18 protein-coding genes and 1 pseudogene are annotated in these 20,599 nt (G+C 58.4%); 7 read left to right on the top strand and 12 right to left on the bottom strand.

What is annotated here, in order from left to right; genetic code table 11:
* The first annotated feature begins 9 nt into the window (after nt 1–9).
* From AC1RJW_RS26280 to AC1RJW_RS26270, 3 genes are all read left to right on the top strand, one after another.
* Nucleotides 10–489: a nuclear transport factor 2 family protein gene (locus AC1RJW_RS26280; protein WP_070259985.1), complete on the top strand. Its 480-nt coding sequence runs from the start codon at nt 10–12 to the stop codon at nt 487–489.
* Nucleotides 490–1,135: 646 nt separating this feature from the next.
* On the top strand, nt 1,136–2,857 hold the full coding sequence (locus tag AC1RJW_RS26275) for a methyl-accepting chemotaxis protein (RefSeq protein ID WP_493047524.1): 1,722 nt from the start codon (nt 1,136–1,138) through the stop codon (nt 2,855–2,857).
* Complete coding sequence (locus tag AC1RJW_RS26270; RefSeq protein ID WP_493047523.1) at nt 2,850–4,673, top strand: sensor domain-containing phosphodiesterase; 1,824 nt, start codon at nt 2,850–2,852, stop codon at nt 4,671–4,673. The genes AC1RJW_RS26275 and AC1RJW_RS26270 overlap by 8 nt, the downstream gene beginning before the upstream one ends.
* A 45-nt stretch (nt 4,674–4,718) precedes the next feature.
* Here AC1RJW_RS26270 and AC1RJW_RS26265 read toward each other — a convergent pair.
* A pseudogene (locus tag AC1RJW_RS26265) lies at nt 4,719–4,862 on the bottom strand (transposase); the annotation flags it as partial.
* 150 nt (nt 4,863–5,012) lie between these two features.
* Entirely contained in the window at nt 5,013–5,321 is a 309-nt protein-coding gene (locus AC1RJW_RS26260; RefSeq protein ID WP_493047522.1) for a transposase, read from the bottom strand.
* Nucleotides 5,322–5,693: 372 nt separating this feature from the next.
* Between AC1RJW_RS26260 and AC1RJW_RS26255 the strand changes: the two genes are divergently transcribed.
* Complete coding sequence (locus AC1RJW_RS26255) at nt 5,694–7,052, top strand: DUF6861 domain-containing protein (RefSeq protein ID WP_493047521.1); 1,359 nt, start codon at nt 5,694–5,696, stop codon at nt 7,050–7,052.
* Between the two features lie 8 nt (nt 7,053–7,060).
* Entirely contained in the window at nt 7,061–7,678 is a 618-nt protein-coding gene (locus AC1RJW_RS26250; RefSeq protein WP_493047520.1) for a GAD-like domain-containing protein, read from the top strand.
* Nucleotides 7,679–8,575: 897 nt separating this feature from the next.
* Here AC1RJW_RS26250 and AC1RJW_RS26245 read toward each other — a convergent pair.
* The 3 genes from AC1RJW_RS26245 to AC1RJW_RS26235 all read right to left on the bottom strand — a co-directional run bounded on the left by AC1RJW_RS26245 (nt 8,576) and on the right by AC1RJW_RS26235 (nt 10,053).
* Entirely contained in the window at nt 8,576–9,079 is a 504-nt protein-coding gene (locus AC1RJW_RS26245) for a hypothetical protein (protein ID WP_493047519.1), read from the bottom strand.
* A 64-nt stretch (nt 9,080–9,143) separates the two neighbouring features.
* A complete protein-coding gene (locus tag AC1RJW_RS26240; protein WP_493047518.1) occupies nt 9,144–9,542 on the bottom strand; it encodes a hypothetical protein in 399 nt (132 codons plus the stop codon).
* Nucleotides 9,543–9,636: 94 nt separating this feature from the next.
* A complete protein-coding gene (locus tag AC1RJW_RS26235) occupies nt 9,637–10,053 on the bottom strand; it encodes a hypothetical protein (protein ID WP_493047517.1) in 417 nt (138 codons plus the stop codon).
* A gap of 441 nt (nt 10,054–10,494) precedes the next feature.
* On the opposite strand from AC1RJW_RS26235, the gene AC1RJW_RS26230 reads away from it, so the two are divergent.
* Nucleotides 10,495–10,806, top strand: a complete 312-nt coding sequence (locus tag AC1RJW_RS26230) for a hypothetical protein (protein ID WP_493047516.1) — start codon at nt 10,495–10,497, stop codon at nt 10,804–10,806.
* A 360-nt stretch (nt 10,807–11,166) separates the two neighbouring features.
* On the opposite strand, the gene AC1RJW_RS26225 is transcribed toward AC1RJW_RS26230, so the two are convergent.
* The 7 genes from AC1RJW_RS26225 to AC1RJW_RS26195 all read right to left on the bottom strand — a co-directional run bounded on the left by AC1RJW_RS26225 (nt 11,167) and on the right by AC1RJW_RS26195 (nt 19,296).
* Nucleotides 11,167–11,745 (bottom strand): hypothetical protein, encoded by a 579-nt coding sequence (locus tag AC1RJW_RS26225; protein ID WP_493047515.1) that lies wholly within the window; start codon nt 11,743–11,745, stop codon nt 11,167–11,169.
* An 8-nt stretch (nt 11,746–11,753) separates the two neighbouring features.
* A complete protein-coding gene (locus AC1RJW_RS26220) occupies nt 11,754–11,984 on the bottom strand; it encodes a hypothetical protein (RefSeq protein WP_139248315.1) in 231 nt (76 codons plus the stop codon).
* A 238-nt stretch (nt 11,985–12,222) separates the two neighbouring features.
* Nucleotides 12,223–15,372, bottom strand: a complete 3,150-nt coding sequence (locus AC1RJW_RS26215; protein ID WP_493047514.1) for an error-prone DNA polymerase — start codon at nt 15,370–15,372, stop codon at nt 12,223–12,225.
* Nucleotides 15,373–15,374: 2 nt separating this feature from the next.
* Complete coding sequence (locus AC1RJW_RS26210; RefSeq protein ID WP_493047513.1) at nt 15,375–16,760, bottom strand: Y-family DNA polymerase; 1,386 nt, start codon at nt 16,758–16,760, stop codon at nt 15,375–15,377.
* Nucleotides 16,761–16,776: 16 nt separating this feature from the next.
* Nucleotides 16,777–17,520: a translesion DNA synthesis-associated protein ImuA gene (gene imuA / locus AC1RJW_RS26205; RefSeq protein WP_493047512.1), complete on the bottom strand. Its 744-nt coding sequence runs from the start codon at nt 17,518–17,520 to the stop codon at nt 16,777–16,779.
* A gap of 757 nt (nt 17,521–18,277) precedes the next feature.
* Nucleotides 18,278–18,523: a hypothetical protein gene (locus AC1RJW_RS26200; RefSeq protein WP_493047510.1), complete on the bottom strand. Its 246-nt coding sequence runs from the start codon at nt 18,521–18,523 to the stop codon at nt 18,278–18,280.
* Nucleotides 18,520–19,296: a hypothetical protein gene (locus AC1RJW_RS26195; protein ID WP_493047509.1), complete on the bottom strand. Its 777-nt coding sequence runs from the start codon at nt 19,294–19,296 to the stop codon at nt 18,520–18,522. The genes AC1RJW_RS26200 and AC1RJW_RS26195 overlap by 4 nt, the downstream gene beginning before the upstream one ends.
* Before the next feature lie 815 nt (nt 19,297–20,111).
* Here AC1RJW_RS26195 and AC1RJW_RS26190 point away from each other — a divergent pair.
* Nucleotides 20,112–20,528: a hypothetical protein gene (locus tag AC1RJW_RS26190; protein WP_076573097.1), complete on the top strand. Its 417-nt coding sequence runs from the start codon at nt 20,112–20,114 to the stop codon at nt 20,526–20,528.
* Nucleotides 20,529–20,599 lie beyond the last annotated feature (71 nt).

Below are 20,599 nucleotides of genomic sequence, written 5' to 3'. Positions count from 1 at the left end.
GGTCATATCATGTCATCCAGTACTGAAATTCGTCCGCCCCTTCCGCCATTCACCCGCGAGTCAGCGATTGAAAAGGTCCGCCTCGCTGAAGATGGATGGAACAGCCGCGATGCGGCAAAGGTTTCCCTGGCCTATAGCCTGGATACCAAGTGGCGCAATCGCGCTGAATTCGCCAATGGCCGCGACGAAGCGCGAGCCTTCCTTGATCGCAAGTGGTCCAAGGAATTGGAATATCGTCTCATCAAGGAACTGTGGGCGTTTACAGGGAACCGCATTGGTGTGCGCTATGCCTATGAATGGTGCGATGACTCCGGCAACTGGTTCCGTTCCTATGGGAATGAGAATTGGGAATTCAATGAAGATGGGCTGATGGCCAACCGTTACGCCTGCGTCAACGATCTCCCCATTAAGGAATCCGAGCGCTTGTTCCACTGGCCGTTGGGACGCCGCCCCGACGATCATCCGAGCCTTTCCGACCTGGGTCTGTAACTAGACTTCGCGCGGTGCGGTCGCGGTTTGCGCCACGGCCGCCCGTTGCAGCGGCACGGATTATGTCACGCGAAGGCGGCTCGTCCGGACCATGCACGATCCGTTGCGCCTGTGTTCCCCTTTAAACTCCCCGTGTAATGCACGGTAACTAGACTGGGCTTGCCATCTGAGCTGTGCCGGTACCCTTTCTCCGCGTAGGCTGGTGGCGGTCAAGCGAATGCACCGCCTCCGCGAGCTTCACCTTCTTGCTAGATTCTTCTCCCGCCTTCGGCTCCGTCTTTGGCTACGGTGCGGGCAGGCTCTGCCAACCACCTAAGGTCGGGTCAGAATATTAGACACTCTGTGCTAGGCGGTTGAGTACACAGCAGCCGGAATAGTTTCGTAAGGGAACGGCGGCTAGCGGCCCGGCAAAGGCTTAGTTGATGTCGGGGATGGGGGGAGTGACGGCCGCGGATAGTTTCGGGTCGCCACGTCCATCCAGTTGGCGGGGTGTGCGCTGCGTTGAAGCGCCAGACGCATGGTTCGGTTTTCGCGTTGGGGGATTGCCATCGTCTCTTATCAAATAAACGCCGGTTCCGACAAGGATGGCGGGGCCATCAGCCAAAACGGCAGGGTGCCTGAGCAATTTATACAACAAGGGAAACAAATGATCAGTGCACATGAGAAACAAAAAACGCTCAGTGTCGCCGCCCGGCTTGGGCTGAGCTTTGCCCTGGTGCTGGCGATGATGCTGGTACTGACGGTGGTGAGCATCCGTAAGGTAAATTCGATCGAAGGCAGCCTCACGACGGTGAGCGAGGACAATAACGTCAAGCAACGCTATGCCATCAACTTTCGTGGCAGCGTCCATGACCGCGCTATCGCCCTGCGCGACCTGACCCTGGTAGGCGATACCGAGGTCAAGGATGTCGTATTGCTGATCGACCGCCTCGACGCCGACTACCAGCAGTCGGCCAAGCCCCTCGATGAGATCTTCTCCGCCCATGGAGTACATGCACCCAATACGAAGGAGCGCGAGGCCCTGGCCCGGATCAAGGCGGTAGAAGCCCGCAGTGTGCCGCTGGCCGCGCGCATCATGGCTTTGCGCGCCAGCGGTGACGCCGATGGCGCGCGCCGGGTCATGCTGGCCGAGGCCAAGCCGGCCTTTATCGAATGGCTGGCGGCGGTCAATGCGTTCATCGATCTGCAGGAAAGCATGAGTCAGGCCGAATCGGCCAAGGCACGTTCGACGGCACGCGACTTCCAGACCTTCATGCTGGTGCTGCTGGCGATCGCCATGGTGGCCGGCGCGGTCCTGGCCATGCTGATCACCCGCAGCATCGGCCGCGCCCTGGGTGCCGAGCCTGACGAAGTCAAGCAGCTGGCATTGGCGGTCGATCGCGGCGAGCTGTATCACACCGTGACGCTGCGGCGGGTCGAGTCCGGCAAGCATCAGAGCATCATGGCCGCGCTCGCCGAGATGAGCGGCAATCTGCGCAGTACCGTGACCGAGGTACGGGATGCCGCCTCCGGTGTCGCCACCATCAGCGCCCAGATCGCCGCCGCCAATGGCGACCTGTCGGCCCGTACGGAAGACCAGGCCGCCTCCCTGGAAGAGACCGCCTCGGCCATGGAACAGCTGACCGCCACCGTCAAGCAGAATGACGGCCATGCACACGAGGCCAACCAACTGGCCCACAACGCCTCGGACATCGCCAAAGAAGGCGGTGCCATCGTGGACGAAGTGGTGCACACCATGGCAGCAATCAATACCTCCTCCCGCAAAATCGTCGACATCATCGGCGTGATCGACGGCATAGCCTTCCAGACCAACATCCTGGCCCTGAATGCCGCCGTGGAAGCGGCACGCGCCGGAGAGCAGGGGCGCGGCTTCGCGGTGGTGGCCACCGAGGTACGCAACCTGGCCCAGCGTAGCGCCGCAGCGGCCAAGGAGGTCAAACAGCTCATTGATGCCTCGGTGGACAACGTGGAGGCAGGCACGCGCCTGGTCGAACGCGCCGGCGAGACCATGGAGCAGATCGTGGCCAGCGTGCGGCAGGTCACCGATGTGATGGGCGAGATTTCCTCGGCCAGCCGTGAACAAAGCCTGGGTATCGAAGAGGTGCACAAGGCCATCGCGCTGATGGACCAGGTCACACAACAGAACGCCACCCTGGTGGAACAAGCCAGCGCCGCCGTGGGTAGTCTGCAAGACCAGGCCCGGCACCTGACGCACGCCGTAGGGGTGTTCCAGTTGGGCAGGCCCTCTCCGGCGGCACCGGTCATGGACCTTGCCCTCTCTCTCGAAGATGCCACTGTGCAAATCGCGGAACCGGCCTCGCCGCCCCCGCTGCGCCTGGTCAACGTCGGCAAGCGTGCCCGTGGCTAACGACAGGATGGCCCTGACGGCCAGGCCCGGCGATGAACCGCAGCGCCTGGCCGCGCTGCATGCCCTGCACTTGCTCGACACGGGCACCTCCGAAGACCTGGACAACATCACTCGCCTGTGCCACTCCCTGTTCGAGGTCAGCGGTGCCTACATCTCGCTCATCGACGCTCGGCAACAGTGGATCAAGTCGCAAAGTGGCCCTGATATGTGCGCGGCCTCGCGTGAGCTGTCCTTCTGCGACCATACCGTCAGCCAGCGCGCCCTGATGCTGGTTGAGGACGCTGCCGCCGATGCACGCTTCGCCGACAACCCGCTGGTCGCAGGCCCCCCGTACATCCGCTTCTACGCGGGGGCGCCGCTGCTCACGCCCGAAGGCCACGCCATCGGCGCCCTGTGCGTGACCGATACCCGGCGCCGAAGCTTTGACGCTGCCCAGCGCCGGCAACTGCAACAACTGGCCGCGTTGGCCATGTCGCAGCTGCTGCTGCGACGTGCCATCGGACGGGTCGATTCCCTGACCGCCATGCCCAACAAGTACCAGCTGCGCGAGGATCTGGCGTCGCTGGTGCCGGTCGATGCGTCGGCGCAGGGCGCGTCGACGGGCCTTCGCTCGCTCGCCTACATCGACATGCCCGACGCCACTACTTCCTTCGAGATCGCTAGCGTACTGGGCCCGCGCATCCACGACGAGTTGATCCGCAACGTCGGCCAACGCCTGCAGATTTTGCTCAGGGGCGAGGCCGACGTGTATCACATCAGTGATGGCCGCTTCGCGCTGCTCTCGCATGCAGGCAGGGGCGATACGCTGGGCCTGCATCTGCGCGGCCTGACGGCGGCACTGGAAGAGCCGGTGGAGAGTATGGCAGTTCCCCTGAACCTGCCCAGCTATGGTGGCATTGTCCGCGTGGAACCGACCCACGACAGCCTGCGCGATGCACCGCGCAAGGCAGTGGCTGCGCTGCACGAGGCGCTGGCACGGCGCCAGCGCTGGTCCGACTATGATGCCGAAGCCGATGTGCTGCACCAGCGGCGTTTCCGCTTGCTCAATGACATTCAGGATGCGCTGCTGCCTAATCAAGCGGACGGGCGCGGCCTGACATTGGACTTCCAGCCCAAACTGGACTTGCGCAGCAACCGCTATCACGGCGGAGAAGCGCTACTGCGCTGGCGGCATCACGAGCTGGGGCCGATTTCGCCGGCGGAATTCATCCCGCTGGTCGAGCGCACCGCCCTGATTCGGCCCGTGTCGGCATGGGTCGTCGCGGCGGCTCTGCGGCAGATGGCGGCATGGAAGGACGAGGGCTTGCCGGTCAAGCTCGCCATCAACCTGGCGGCGCCCAATTTCGAGGAGGCGGACCTGATCAAACGTCTTGAAGCGGCTTGCCGGGAAACCGGGATCGAGCCGTCCATGGTGGAGATCGAGTGCACCGAGGGCTTGTGGATGCATAGCCCGGCGGTGCTCAACTTGCTGCACGAGATCCGTGCGCTGGGCATGGGACTGGCCCTGGATGACTTCGGTACTGGCTACAGCAATTTCGCCTACCTGCAGCAAGTTCCGGCCTCGGTGGTGAAAATCGACCAGTCGCTGATCCGCCACCTCGACACCAGCCCGCGCGACCGGCGCATCGCACAGTCGCTGATTGCTCTAGCTAAGGAGCTGGAGTACCACATCGTAGCCGAAGGCGTCGAAACAGCGGAAACCTTGGCGCTGCTACGCGAGTGGGGCGTGGATGAAGCACAGGGTTACTACATGGCCAAGCCACTAACCGCCGAGGCCTTTGCAGTGCATCTACGGGCAACGTTCGATCACCTGTAGCTCTCGGGCGCAGACGAGGAGTGCGAAGATATTCTTAGAACGTGTTCACGATCTCCTGATCAGCATCGCCAGGAACGTCAAGTGGATGAACTGCAAGCGGGTGTTGAGCCATCGTTCGCAGTTTTTCCATAGTCGTCTGTTTTTCTCCAGCTAGGCAAAGCTGCGCTCTACCACCCAGCGCTTGGGGATCGACGAACAGCTCGTGCACGCGGCTACGCAATGCCATGCGCTCAACATCAATGTGCCGGGGGCGCTCCCGATACGCATACAGGCATAACCGCGCTGCGTCGAACACCGCGCAGATCAACTCGATTGATTCGTCACCACAAATCTGATCGATTACCTCGTACGTTCTATCCCGTCCGACATCAAGAGCGCGGTAGCCTTTTTTAAAATGGACTTCTCCCGCTCGAGACGCTCAATGCGTGCTTCGAGTTCCTGTATTCGCTGCTGATCAGGCGTCATTGCCTTACTCTGTGACGTGATGCCTTGCCGCTCCAACTGAAGCTGCTGCACCCAGCGGCGCAGCACTGATTCGCCGATGCCGACCGACCGGCTTGCCTCCGTATGGCTATATCCTTGATCCAGTACCAGGCATGCCGTCTGCTGCTTGAACTCAGGGGAAAACGTACGACTTTGCTTGCTCATCAAACACCTCTCTGTGGCGAGCAATCTCGCCTAAATCAGTGTCCGGGTACATTAAACCACTACACAGGCAGCTCTTGCTTGAGAGCGGCATGAGTCTCTGCAGGGCAGGGGAGATAGACCCAGACCCGCTCTCGTCGTTGGATCAGGCAGCTACGAGGTCGCGCACCCGGTGCTTCGCAGAACCGGTGAGCGATCAAACACGTTGTTCGTGCGCGAAGGATCGTTTGCGCAACGTCCTTAACGTACTACTTTTTCCGCTTCCCCTGTTTGCCTCTCATTGCGCAGTGTCAACGTCGCCGCATTGCATCCAAGCAAGAATGGCCCTTGGTCGTTGCTGGGGGTATTCGGATGAGAACAGGCGATGCGTGGCGCGTGTGGTTCGATCTCAGACGTAAAGAGGATGAGCTGAAGTGGGGTGGCCACTTTGGTGGTTCTGGCCAGTCCTACGACAGCATGGGGCGGTCGGCCGACATCTCCCGCACCAGCTGGGGTTACGAGCAGATGGGGCGGGTAGAGCGCGTGCGCCAGGCACTGGCCGACTCGGGGCCGGCGGCGCAGCACATGATCGCTCGAGAACTCTCCGGCATCAACCTGTCCTCGATCTGGAGCATCCTCATGGCGGTGTGTGAGGACATCGCCCTGTACTACGGGGGATCGGTGATCGCAGGCGGGCTGATCGGAGGTATCGGCGGGGCCTTGCTGGGCGGCGTCGGTGCTGTGCCAGGCGCTGCTGCCGGCGCTGCTGCCGGCAGCTATGCGGGCGGCGCAGTACTGTCGCTGCTGGGCCTGAAATCGTTGGTGGAAGGCGTGGTTCAGTCCGTTCCCCAAGCGCTGGAGTATTACGAAAAGGGTTTCCGTGAGGCGTGGGGGCCGACCAGGGAGGACCGGCTGTCGCATTACGGCATGGCAGGGGGCAGCCCATCGTCGGGGGCGTTCTACCTGGCTCATGGCCATGTCATCATGATCACCACCATCCTTTCCGTACTGCTGGCTTACGTCACTAGGGGCAAGGGCGGCAAGGCGGCGGCGCTGAAGGAAATCAGCAAGAGCCCGCGCCTTGGGCCGAAAGTGGCGCAATGGGTCGAGCAGAACGAGGGTAAGCTGAACAGCCTTCCCCAACTGCGGCCACGCGGCGGCGGGGGTATGGGCCACGGGGAGTCACCACCACCACCGCGCCGACGCGGCTCAGAGCGGGCGCCGGGGCGCCCCCGGCCCAATGGCATGCCGAAGAAGACAGTGCCGTGCTTTAAGGTCAACGGACTACCCCAAGGCGGCGTTCCGGAGTTTGACCGCCAACTCGCAGGCCAAGAGGCTGGCATCAATAGCATGACGGTTGCTGAGTATATCAAAGGACGTGAGGCATTTACGGCCGGTACTTCGGTGCGCGATCCGAACGTGGCGCGAAATGCGAGGGTGGCCTATCAAAATTTGTTGCAGAAAGATGCGTTAGACAGCCTTCGTGAAAAAGGAATGTCTTTCTCGGACGCAAAGGTTGAATCTGCCGCAATAGCTGCCGATAAAATGAAGACGTTGGCAGCATTACATAACCCGGACATGGTAGCCGCAGGGAAGGATAAAATTGGCGACTTCGGGGATCGAAATATCAACTCACGCATCGGTGCGCAATGGAATAAAGGGCAGCGTTTGGTTGAGCTGGACAGGGCGGCAAACGCAGTTCCAGAAGCCCTGCGTGGTAATAAAATGAATGCAAAACTTGAACGATGCAAATGAGGCAAAAAATGGATGAAGACTTCGCGGGTTTCCTGAACGATTTTGGCCCGGCATTCGACAAGCGGTATGTGCCGCCGTCAAGCATCGAGCGCTATCGTGGCAAGCTGCCGGATCAGTTGTTGTCCTATTGGGCAGAGCATGGTTGGTGCGGCTATGCCAATGGCCTGTTTTGGACTGTTGACCCACAAGAGTATGATCCAGTACGAGAGGCGTGGATTGGCGATACCTCATTCATGGAGCAAGACGCCTATCACCTCATCGCCAGAAGTGCATTTGGAGAGCTATATTTTTGGGGCGAAAAGACAGGAGATTCATTGGGAATTTTTGCTCCCGGTTCTTACTGCATCCCTCGCAAATCGCGATTCGTTGGCGAAAAAATGGACTTCGGGATGCGACTGTTTTTTGGTGCACTTTCTCGAAAGGCAAATGACTTTGCGTGCATGTTCACCCCCGCATTAGCAAAACTGGGGCGTCTGAAACATGACGAAATGTATGGCTTCGTGCCGGCCCTCGCCTTGGGCGGCACTTCTACGCTTGCTAACTTGCAGAAAGTGAAGGCCGTCGAGCATTTGGTACTGCTAGCGCAACTCGCGCCATTGGACGTCATTACTTCTCCGCCGCCTTGATGGCCGGATGAGTATCCGCGAGGGATGACCAATGCCACGTCGCGGTCATCGGTGGTACACCACGAACCCATCGGTGCAGGGTTTCCGGCAGCGTCCTTGCCTTGGTTGTTGCTCGCTTCGATGCGGATTCGCCCGCCGCAGGTGATGAGATTGATCCTGCCGCCTAGCCTAGTCAGATCCGTTATGCCCGCCTCCAGATCGGCCATCTCCGATCGGAGCGCCGCGATTGCGGTGGGGGCGGGCAGAGAGTGAATCGACCGATGGCATAGTTGGTGGCCACAGCCACAGCGCTGGCGAGGGCTAGGGCGAACACAAGGGGGAACTTCCAGCTGATCCAGGCGCCGGCGTCGCGCATCTGGTCGGCGGCGTCGTCCAGGGCCTCCATTGAATCGCCACGAGTTCTCTAGGCGCTATTTAGATGCTCAAAGTACTGCTTTTCGCAATTGAGCGGGCTGGGAGGCTCACGATGAGCAGTCCACCTCCAGCGTGCAAAGTCCCCGATCTGGCCGAGCGCACGAAGCAGATGGCGGGCTAGTTTATCGTAGCCAACTGTGCCGCTATCGCGCGCAAAAGCAGGCGCTCTGCCGCTGCCGCGATCGGATAAACCATCCTTCGCCGGCAGTTATGGCTAGGGACGGCCGGCTTTTGCTAGCGCGCGGTAGGAGCCTGTACAGGGCAGGGGAGATAGACCCAGACTCGATCTCGTCGGTGGATCAAGCAGCTACGAGATCGCGTGCCAGGAGCCTGGCAGGAAACCCAAGCCCCTAACGCAATCCATCGTTTTTTCATCCTTCAAGAGCCAAGGATCAGGAAAGTCTAAGGTACCGATGGCGTTTTGCCCCAGTAGCACCGCCCGCTTCCGCCCAATTCGTCGTTAAAATGCGGACCTCTACGGAGTCAACGGGTAACTTCTCTGAATGGCTGTTGACGAAGATAAGGCGAGCGAATTCGTTCGACAAATAGACCTAGATCGCGTGCGATGGCAATCGACCGCCCGCATTTCGAGGGTACTCCGATGTACATGTAGTAGTCATAGCCAAAGTGGACATACGCCTTACCTGGCACGACGAGTTTTCCCCAGGCCTCTTCGCGAAGGACGATACGCGCGAAATCGAGGCTTTGAGCAATAGAGAGGTTCTCCCGGTGCAGGACGCCATCTGCGGGGGCGTCGCCACGTTCCAATGCCGTCAATTCCAATGACTCGATACCTGCCTCATCCAAGAAACTTTTCATCGCAGACAGGTAGCTATTTTCAACATTCAGATACACCGCCTCAGACAACATCCCACCGCCAAATACCCGTCCGATATCAGATCGCGAAGTCCAATCGCAGCCTGTGTATGCGCCTGTCGCATCTCTCAGCGACGGGTCATATTTTGTTACACGGTATTGATTCTTCATGGTCGCGATTCAGGCAGAAGGGAACTGCGGAAAGCCATCACTGGCAACGGCTGCTCCTGGCCGATTACGGAAGGTGAGCATAGCAGACCAACCGCCCGTTTAAGGCCAGACCGGTGCAGTTTTTGAACAGACACCTGTCCTCAGAAAATCCACGGTGTGCTAGCAGCTCAAGGAAAGCTCTCTGCGCCGCTACGCTAGGTGACTTCCAAGTCAAGCCACCCGCAGCATCTTTCATGGCAAACACAGCCCAAGTTGTTTGTTCAGGTGCGCATTCTACATTCCATTTTTGTGAGCAAATTTTGCACTCATAATTTGAAATTTCATAATCGAGTGGGGGTGAAAAAGTCTCTGTATCCAAATCTTGAAAATAGGTAGAAAACTCCTCCGCTCCTTTGTATTCAAAGCGTTTTTGCCAGTACGTGAGGTTAGCAATCGCCAGCGGGACTTCTTTGCACTTGCACATAAACTTCACACCTTGATTGTCCGAAGCTGTGTTGTGGAACGTATGGTATTGGCCGAAAACGGCACTTCAATAAAAATCATGCAAGTAATGCCGTTCAGAACTGATTTGCTACGCACAAGTCTGCAGGTAACGAACTAGGCGAAAGCTCAAGCAGTGCCGGTGGGATAAATTCAATATTGCTCGCCGTATCTTGGTCTAGGCAAGAGTAATCAACCAGAAAATGAGCAACGTGGCTAAGATAATGGATGACCAGACTCCGGTATGGGTCACTTACTCGAGCATGAGTGACTGCCAAAAGCGCATCGTATGACCTCTTCAGAAAGATTGGAATCACGGAGTAGTTCTTGCTCAAGAATAGAGCCGTAACTTGGTTCACATAGCACACTAACCCATAAGTCGGACTAGCCATGCGGTAGCATTGCTCTGGCACCAAACTCGGCGCATTGATGTATTCCTGGAAGCGTTTGATCTCACTACGTGCTTCCTTGGCACCTTCATTCAAATTACCCACGTCATATTCCTTTAAGCGCATATGCGTCAATGTTTGCTGCTGGCCGGTTGCCGTCGTTGTCAGGTTCCGCCTGCGGATTCAATCGATCAACGCAACACTTTAACTTAAATGCATCGTTGCAGAGCGGAAATGATGCGAAACAGAACTCGAATCGATCACGCCGCAACCCGCAAATCCAGGGATTAACGCTGCAAGAGGTTTTGCCACGAAAGAGTTCATGGTGTTATCCACCGAAGCTCAAGCAACTATGGCTTCAGCGCGGCAAGAGTCCCTATAGGGCAGGGGATTGGCAGGTCGGCCTCGATCTCGTCGTTGGATCAGGCGGCTACGAGATCGCACACCAAGTGCCTGGCAGGACGCCCGGGCCCCAACACGATCTATCGGTTTTCACCTTTCAAGAACCATGGACCAGGAGAATCCAAGCTGCTGGTGGCGATTCAAATGCAAATAAAATTCACTTCGAAAGAGGGGTTGAATTACCAACTAAAGGCCATATTTAATTTTTGGCAACTTGCCAAAAATCAACACAAAGGAGAATTAAAAATGTCCTTAAGCGATCACGAGTATGTAAATTTTTCTCAAGAGCACGAGTTAAATTATCATTTGCGCAAAGTTGAAAAATCACAATCAATTGAAAATAGGAAGACCTTGGTCGTAATGGGGGTTGAGCTCAAATCAAAATTAAACGCAACTTACCTAACCCATGCACAATTTCATGCCTATGTAAAAACTCAACTTACACGATTAGGTTAAATTTGGCGCGAAACATGATACTTTGCAGTAAGCCTGTCGTCCTCCTTTTCAGGGCAACAGGCACTTACTTTCAGTGGTGCCTGTCGAAGTCCCGCGTCCTATTGGAACGTGGCGGCGAGTTTGATGGCATGTAACGTCGTCAACTAACTCTTTGAAAATACAGGTTTTCTATTGCACTCTATGAATAAGCAAAGCCTGGGCAAGCCAATCTTGCAGGATCCGCAGCAAAAAAAAGGGGGGGCGTACTGAAAGGTAAGCTGGCCGGCTACTTCATCGGTCAAACACCCATCTTAGCCAGCAGGGTAAACCTGTCGACACTATTTCAGGCATCTCGAGAGAACCGGTGATGGCACGTCAAAGCTATTCCCGTGCCTTCGACTGATTGTCTGGTTTTCTCTCGCTGGGCTGGCCAGAGGTCGAAGGAAGCGCTTGATTCAACTTTGCATCAACCGCAGAATTTATGGCATTGAATTTCCCATACCCATATGCAATGAGAGCAACCAGGATAATCGTGAGGAAATTGGTGATGAGTGCGGCACCGACCTCGGCCATCCAGCCGTAAATTCCGCGCCGTGATGCCAATTCCGCACTGAACGATGCTAACTCGGTCGCAACCGTTTGATGTGTAGAATCAAATTTGGTGGCCAGCGCTGATTGCAAGGTATCAGCGCTAAGATCATCTAACCGTTCCTGGGTAGCCACATTCAGGAATGTGGCGGCGAGAGCCGCCGCGCGATCCTTGTAACCCTGCAATTGTGCCGGCAATACATTGAAATCATGAAACATCATGCTTTCTGCCGCCGTTGGCTCTAGTCCACCATTGGCAGCTTTTAAATTAATGATCCACTCCACTTTCGTTTGTTTGTAGAGTGAATATGCCAAGGCCCCAATAAAATCATTGGGGCCTGTCACGAGCTGATCGTATACGTACATCGCCACGGCCTAACTCAAGCAGCTAGAAGCTTGCGTGCTTTAGTCATTGCTTCGTTCATTTCTTTGGCCGAGAATGTGAGAGAAGTCCCTCTGGCTTGCCTTGCGGCAGCACCAGAAACGAGTACACCACTCTTGACAGCGGCAGGGCCAGATTGTGAAGAAATATCCGTGTCGGCACATTGCTCCATTAATTTCTTGTTGATATGCTGGGCATCCGCAGCACTAAAAACAAAAGTATGTCGCATAGCTTACCTCCTTGGTTACCTACTACTTAATCCTGACAGCATAGCACGTAAGACATACCGGTTCTTGAGCGGTTACAAGACTTAACGAGATCATCGCACTCATCCATGCTTCATGAGTGCATCGTGGCCTTAGAACCATTGCACACAAAGTAACTAGATAGGCCACCGGTTTGCAGGCCCTGTTGGGGCGTTGCATGGTAGCTCCCTCCTGTACACGTTCGGCTCAACTGATGGGTTACTAGTGGAAATTCCTACTCTTCGTATCAAGCTGGCCGAGCAGATGCGAGCAATCCACCAGCCGCTTGGCGATCAGGTTGCGCACGCCACTCTTTGATTGCCAAATACCGTACACCCCCAAGAGTGAGGCATTCATCAGTTCGGCGCGCTGCTTTTCCACCAGCGTGGGCCAGACAATGATGTTGATGGTGCCAAACTCATCTTCCAGGGTGAGGAAGATCACCCCCTTGGCCGTCTCCGGCCGCTGCCGCACGGTAACAATGCCACACCCCCTGGCCAGCTGGCCATCGCTGAAGGTGTTCAGGATATCTGAAGGTACAAAGCGCATCTTGTTGAGCCGTTCACGCAGGAGAGCGAGTGGATGGCGGCCCAGTGTCAGGCCGACATGCCGGTAGTCCGCTACGATGTCATCGGCTTCCGTGGGCGGCGCCAGCTCCAGCACGGGTTCGGCAATGGTCGTCGCGCGCATCAAATCCCGCTCCGGCACGCTCGCCGCGGCATCCCACATGGCCATGCGCCGGTTACCCGTCAGCGTTACCAGGGCATTGGCCGACGCCAGCGCCTTCATATCCCCCGCATCGAGTTGCGCGCGCATGGCAACATCGCGTGTGTTTTTGAAGGGGGCTGCAGCGCGGGCTTCCTCAATGCGCCAGGCCGCCTCTTTCACCATCCCGTTGATATTATTTAAACCAAGGCGTACCGCCAGTCTGCCGTCCGCCATCGGCTCCAGGGATGCTTCCCACCCGCTCGCGCAGACATCGACGGGTCTTACCTCGACATCGTGCCGGCGCGCGTCCTGCACCAGGGATGAACGGCTATAAAACCCCATGGGTTGGCTGTTGAGCAGGGCGGCCAGGAACTCGGCGGGATGGTGGCACTTGAGCCAGCTGCTGGCATAGGCCAGCAGGGCAAAGCTGTGCGCATGGGATTCCGGAAAACCATATTCGGCAAAGCCGCGTATCTGGCCAACAATCGACGAGGCAAACTCGATGCTGTAGCCTCGCTCGGCCATGCCGCTCATGAGCTGATCTTCGAACTGTTCCAGGCCACCCTTTCTTTTCCAGGCGGCCATGGCGCGGCGCAGGCGGTCGGCTTCACCTGCCGTAAATCCCGCCGCCGTCATGGCGATCGACATGACCTGCTCCTGGAAGATCGGCACCCCGAGCGTGCGCCGCAGCACCGCCTCGATCTCCGGGCTCGGATAGGTCACTGCTTCCAGACCCTGGCGCCGGCGCAGGTACGGATTGATCATGCCGCCCTGGATGGGGCCAGGCCGGATGATGGCCACCTCGATGACCAGATCATAGAATTCGCGCGGCTGCATGCGCGGCAGCATCGACATCTGCGCCCGCGATTCGATCTGAAACACGCCGACGGTGTCCGCTTTAGAGATCATCTGGTACGTGGCGGCATCCTCATGGGGAATATCGCCCAGTTCAAAACGCTCGCCACGCTGCTCCGAGATCAAAGCCAGGGTACGGGCTATACACGACAGCATGCCCAGCGCCAGAATGTCGATTTTTAGGAGACCCAGTTCATCGATGTCGTCCTTATCCCATTGAATCACGGTGCGCTCGGGCATGGCCGCGTTTTCAATCGGCACCAGGCGGGAGAGCGGACCGCGCGAAATGACGAAACCACCCGGATGCTGGGAAAGATGACGTGGAAAACGCATCAGGCGCTCGGCAATTGCCGCCCATTTCTCGGCGATGGGGGAGTGCGGATCGAGTCCGCAGGTGGTAAGACGCTGCTGCAGGTCGGCACGCCCGCCCCAGCTATGCGAGGCTTTGGCCACCTTGTCGACCACCGATAGATCCACGCCCAGCGCGCGCCCCACATCGCGCAGGACACTGCGCGGGCGGTAGGAAATCACGACGGCGGTCAGGGCGGCCCGCATGCGGCCGTACTTGCGATAGATGTATTGAATCACCTCCTCGCGCCGCTGGTGTTCGAAATCCACGTCGATGTCGGGCGGCTCATCGCGTTCGCGTGAGATAAAGCGCTCGAAGAGCAGGGTGCCGCGCGAAGGATCGACTTCGGTGATGCCGAGGCAGTAGCACACGGCCGAATTCGCCGCCGATCCGCGCCCCTGGCAGAGGATTTTTTGCGAGCGGGCAAAGCGCACGATGTCAAATACCGTCAAAAAATAGGGCTCGTACTGCATGTCGCCGATCAGTTCCAGCTCATACTCGAGCTGCGCCTGCACGTTGTCTGGAATGGCGTGCGGGTAGCGCCAGTGCGCCCCAATATAGGCTTGCTCGCGCAGGTAGCTGGCCGGGGTCTGTCCCTCGGGCACGATCTCGCCTGGATATTCATAGCGCAGTTCATCAAGCGAGAAGGTGCAGCGCTGGGCCACGCGCAGGGTTTCATCGAGGGCGTCGCGCGGATACAGGTTACCCAGCCGTAGGCGCGAGCGTAGATGCGCTTCGGCATTCGAGGCCAGCTGATAGCCGCATTGCGCAACCGGCGTATTCAGTCGAATCGCGGTCATGGTGTCCTGGATGATTTTCATCGAGCGCAGGTGCATGACAACATCGCCCGTGGCCACCACCGGCAGGCTGAACTCGGCGCCGATGGCTTCGACCATGGCGCGGTGCCGGTCATCCTGTGCGCGGTGGTGCAACGTCAAAGCGACGCGCGCGCGGCCCGGCGCGCTGCGTACCAGCCACTCGGCTTGCCGCTCGATCTCTTCATAGGGGGCGTTATATTTGGGACACAGAATAAGCTGGCAGCCAGGCAGCCCTTTTAAGTGAGCGAGAGATCCGTTGGGGTTGGCGATGTCGCGTGGCCACACCAGGTAACTCCCCTTGTCGGCGCGTGTGCGCGCAGCGGTAATGAGCTCGCTCAGGTTGCCGTAGCCATCGCGATCCATGGCCAGGATCAATATAGTAAAAGGTGGCGTGCCGTCTTCCGGTGTCACTCTCATCTGGCTGCCAATGATCAGGTGGATGTTCCACTCCCGCGCGGCCACATGCGCCTTGACCACGCCGGCCAGGGAGCACTCGTCGGCCACGGCGATGGCCTGGTATCCGAGCTGGGCCGCGCGCGCCACCAATTGATCGGGCGGAGAGGCGCCGTGCAGGAAGGAGTAATGGCTCATGCACTGCAGCTCGGCATAGTCGGGCAGCGTGGAAATTGGCGGCTGGTCCATGATCAGCCGAACATGCCGTGCAGGTACCAGCGGCCGTCGACTATCCGCTCCAGGTAGATCCAGTAGCAGGTGGCATCGCTTCCTTGCGCGATGTAATAGTCGCGGGCGGCGATTTGATCGTTCCACCAGCCGGCCTCAATGCGTTCCGGCCCCTTGAGCATTTTTAGTGGGGAACCATAGAAGGGACGTTCGCCGCGCAGCAGCAGCGGGATAGGTTTAGGTAGCAGCCAGAACGGGCGCTCAAACGCCTCATCCTCGGCGTTGACTGCCTTGCGCTTTTCGGTGGCGGCAGCCCAGGCATTGCTTTCCTCCGGCCGATGGTCGTGATGCTCGACAGGCGAGAGGACGTTGTCGCTACCAAGACGGGCACTGAGTAATTCCAGTAGGCGCTTGTAGTCGGCGGGGCTCCCGCCCGGTTCGGGAAACAGGTCTCGTGTCGGTGGCGCCATCGCGGTGAGCAGGCGCGCTTCCAGGCGCAGGGCGATAACCGGGGCAACCAGTTCCGTGCGCGCCAGGCGCTCCTTCAGTAGCCGAATCAGATGTTCATCGCGCCAGGTCGGCTCTGCCAATCCGATCTCGATCGGCGTGGGCGGGACCGCGGTCTTGCCGCGTTCGTGCTCCAGCAGCAGAACAAAAACACTCACGGCCTGCTGACGCGCGACCAGCCATCCGACAAATTGCTGCAACAGGCCAGTGGCGCCATCGAGCAGGGCATCGGCGTGTTCGATCCGGTCAAAAGTCTCGATGCGCGCTGAAAAAGTTTCGGGAATGGCGATCCATTCAAACAGTTCAGGAGCGAGCCCATAGGCGCGGTCGAGCTCATCGAGCACTTGTTTGTTCATCCTGCGCTGGATGCCAGGGCGGGGCAGGCGCCGTAGCGCCGCCAGATGATCGGCACCAATGTCGGTTAGCCACTCCAGGTGACTTGCCGTGCTCGGCAGATAGGCGCAGGGCATGCGGTCGAGCTGGCGCTCCAGTGAGCGCATGTGCACCGTGCGCCGCAAAATGACCTGGCGTTTGGCTAGCTGCCAGCGCGACAGCAGCCAGGCCCCCATGGCCGTCGGCGCCGTGCCGAGCTGCGCGGTCACGCCCAGTGCTTGCAGGGCAGCGCGAATGCGCCGGCTGATGGCGGCTCGCCCGTTAAACAGTCGAAGGCTGGCGGTCACGTCCAGCAGCAGGCTGAAGTCGCCGGCATGCGCCACTTCCGGGGTGAACTGGAGGAGGGCGAGCGCGATGGCATTGCTGGCAATCCGTTCGCGCTCAAGGCTGCGCTCCAGGATGACGGTATCCGGCGACACGGCCGCCACGCCGCCGGGGCGCATGCCGACGCGCACGCCTTCGGCAAAGGCTTGCTGCGAGACTGTGATGATGCGGCCATTCTCGACCACCGCGTACGGCCCTGGCTCACACCAGCGCGGCCTGAGGCATTCGAGAGGCAACAGTGGGAGGTGTACGCTGAACCAGAACCGCATTTTGATCGTCCAAAAATCGTTGACGGGCCGGCATGTCAGCCAGCGGGATAAAGAGTGGCGCCTCATGATGTGGGCCACGCCGTTTAACAATGTGAGTGGAAATGCCACCGGCGGCAGGGCGCAATGCCAGGCGCAACGGCGCTGGTGACGCATCTGCCGCTGCGCTCATCGGCCGGACCAGCCAGAAGAACGTCTCGGTGGTCTGCGCCGCCAGATTGAGGCGCCGCAGTGCTTCGTCGCGGATATTCGTCTGCCACAGCAATACCGCACCGCAACTGCCATTGCGCAGGATCTGCTCGGTCGACCAGAGCGCATCGGCGGTGCCGGGAGCGCGTATCCAAAGCAGGTTCGGACAACTCAAATCCATGAATTTACAGGCGGCCGAGTTGGGCAGGTACGGCGGCTGCACCAGGGCGATCCGACGTTGTTGCGACAGTTGCGCCAGCACTGGCCGCAACAAGTGCATTTCCCCGATACCAGCTTGCTGAACTAGCAACTCCGTGAAGGTCGATTGCGGCCAACCGTTGCCCGGAAGCTCACGATCCAAGATGCTATGACCGGTAGTAACTGTGCTGGTTGTACCTCGACTCAGTTCACTTGCCCGCCAGACGTCACGCAGCAGGGCGCTATTCGCCAATGCGGTAGGGCTGGTGCGTTGAAGGGGCGGTGAAAGCATGGCGACTGGCGAGCGAGGTTATTGATCATGCTCAAAACTACTGTACATAAAAACAGTATATGCTGAGGACGTCAAAAACTGCAAGGTCCATGAGTTTCTTGAATTGTCAAAATTAACAGATGCGATGGCACGAAAGAGTCAAGGTGACCCGCCGAAGCTCAAACATGGTTTGCTTGCGTGTGGCAGGAGTCTCTACAGGGCAGAGGAGATAGACAGGTCAGACCCGATCTCGTCGTTGGATCAGGCAGCGACGAGATCGCAGGCCAGGCGCCTGGCAAGACACTCAGGGCCCCAACACGATCCATCGGTTGTTCATCGTCCGAAAACCATGGATGAGGAGAGTCTAAGTTACTGGTGGCGATTCATGCATCGCGAGCACGAAACCCGGGGCAACCACGCCAGCGGGCTTTTGGCACACTACAGTCCGAACGATGCAAGTGCGCATGGATCGTGTCGTGACGCCAGAATGGACGTGAGCCGGCGAAACGGCGCAAGCGGAGGATATTAAAAATATGACAGCAAAAAAAACTGGAGCGCCAAGGACGAAGTGACCTACCTGGCTGGTATACAGAAGTACTGGATCGGCTATCTGTTGAGCTTATTCGGGAAAACGATACTCCTCCTAGGAGGAGTTGTCTGCGCGGCAGAGAACGTCGCTATATAGCTTCCTTGGATCCTTGGCCGTCTTGGAGCATGACGGTTGTGCGCTGCCGGAGGGGTGTCGCGCGCGAAAAAAAAGCGGCCACTGGCCGCTTCATCATGCTGGCTTGGGCTTCCGGACGCTGGAAAATTCCGGAATGTCGATCGAAGACGGTCCGAACACGCCCGAACGGGCATCCCGGCTGATGGCTTTGCCACCCAGCGTGACCCGGATCCGGCCCTGGGATGGCTTGACTTCACCGATGATCGGCGCACTCATGGAAGCAACCTTGGCGCGGCGAGCGGCCGCTGCCAATTTGTAGGCACTGTTCTGGGGCAGAGGCGTTTTCTTCAAGGCGGTCATGGTTCAATCTCCGGTAGAGGGAGTGATTGATACAGGTAGTTTAGCAGAATCGCCCAACTTCGACTGTCGGCGCTCAAGTCGAAGCGCATATCCCGGCCCCTGCCGTGTACATTCCACCAGTCTTGGTCCACAGCAATAACTTCCTGGACCGTCCGGCAAGCACGCAGGAGCTCGGATGGTGCCATGTTCAGTTCGGCCGGTTCGAGTGGTGCGTCAAACCCGAATTTCGGCCATTCAGCGAATCCAACGAAACCGTCCGGGTCGTCTGGGTCGATCGGTCCGTTTCCAGCTGCGAAAAGCGAAATGTGGTCAAAGCCTAGCCGGTAAGCAGAGATAGCCATCAGGCCGAATGCGACCGTGGCCATGCGTTCAGGCGCGTCGGCGGCGAGCATCAGTCGGCGGATATAGAGCGCGTCGACGCGCAGGGATGTGCCCTCGTCATCCCTATAGGCGATGACACTGGTGGTCTCGTCTTCGGCCATGAAGAGGTTGTTCGACACGACGTCCAAGCCGGCAGGCGCCTCGCCGTGCTCCCTTACTTCGAGCGCCCACACAGTGGAGCCATCCGGGATCATGAACAGCCTGCCGGTCTCAGATTCGTCGAGGTCCAACCTGGCGCCGTCGAGTTGATCGATAGTGATTCCCTCGAGGCGGGAAACGCCATCGCGTTGATACAGCTCGCCCTGAAAATAGTCGCGGGCAATCTTCTGCCCGGCAAGAAGGGTTTCTGCAGGGGTCAAGTTGTCGCGGTCGAAGGGATCGTTCGCATTCATCGAGGCATTGTACTGAGATCGGCAGGCGTCCAGTCAATATATTGGAATCCCGATTAAGCCAGGGGGCGGCTCTACCGGTAATCCCCCCCAGTCTTAGAGCGCGCTAAAAGTCGAGGTTAAGCGACCACGGCAAGCTTCTGCTTTGGCGTGATACCGTCAGGTGTCATGTCGCGTCAGCCGTGATCGCAACTCCAACGCCAGCGTGCAAAGTCCCCGATCCGGCCGAGCGCACGAAGCAGATGACGGGCTAGTTTATCGTAGCCAACTGTGCCGCTATAGCGCGCAAAAGCAGGCGTTCTGCTGCTGCCTCGATCGGATAAACCATCCTTCGCCGGCAGCTATAGCCAGGGAAGGCCTGCTTTTGCTGGCGCGCGGCATGAGTCGCTGCAGGGCAGGGGAGATCGACAGGTCAGACCCGATCTCGTCATTGGATCAGCCAGCTACGAGATCGCACGCTATCCGTTCGACAAACTGCGCAGCAACGTACCCTTTCGTAGTTGCTCTGGTGGGTGACCGCGGCAAAACGTGAACGTCTCCTGTCCGGCAAAAATGGACCAACAGCGGCATTTGTGTTCGATCCGGCACAAAGAAATGCGCCGAAAGTTACCGTCCAGCAGCTACTGGCAATGCGGTGCCAACATCTTCCCGGCTCGCCGGCTACACTTGAATGTACTGGTATGCCCAAGACATGTAGCGGTAGACAGAAAAAGCTTGACCTTCCCGCCATTGGAACGATTACAGTGTGAATATGGAAAAGGACTCATAATTGTCGACTCCTATCTCAACCAGGTTGGCTGCATTCCTTTAAAACGTTGATGAAGACTACTCGCTCCACGCGCTTATTGACGATGTTCGTCGCGATACTCAGCATGCTGTTCATGCAGCATGCTGCAGCGGCGTACCTGTGTCCGGGCGCGCCGCAGGCGGGGAGTAATCAGACTGCATCCATGCATGCAATGATGATGGCCATGCCGGACATGCCCGGTTGCACCGGCATGGATACGGATCAATCGACCCTGTGCCATGTCTACTCGCATGGCGACGCCGCCAGACAATCCCTGGACAAGATACCCGGCGCCGACCTGCCGCCTTTCGTCGCCATTGTCGTGCCGCTGTTGTGGGTGGTTCTTGACGTACCCATCCTACCGGAAGTCCGTCCGCCCTTGGATGTGGCCTTGGCGCGCTCCACCGCACCGCCCATTGCCATCCGCCATTGCTGTTTCCGCATTTGACACTGCAGATTGCCTAGAACGTTGCCGTCTCGCCATCTTTGGTGTGACGCTATTGTCCATTGCATTCTGGA

It is taken from the genome of Janthinobacterium sp. GW822-FHT07A03 (assembly GCF_058798815.1).
This window is presented reverse-complemented; position numbering and strand designations above follow the sequence as displayed.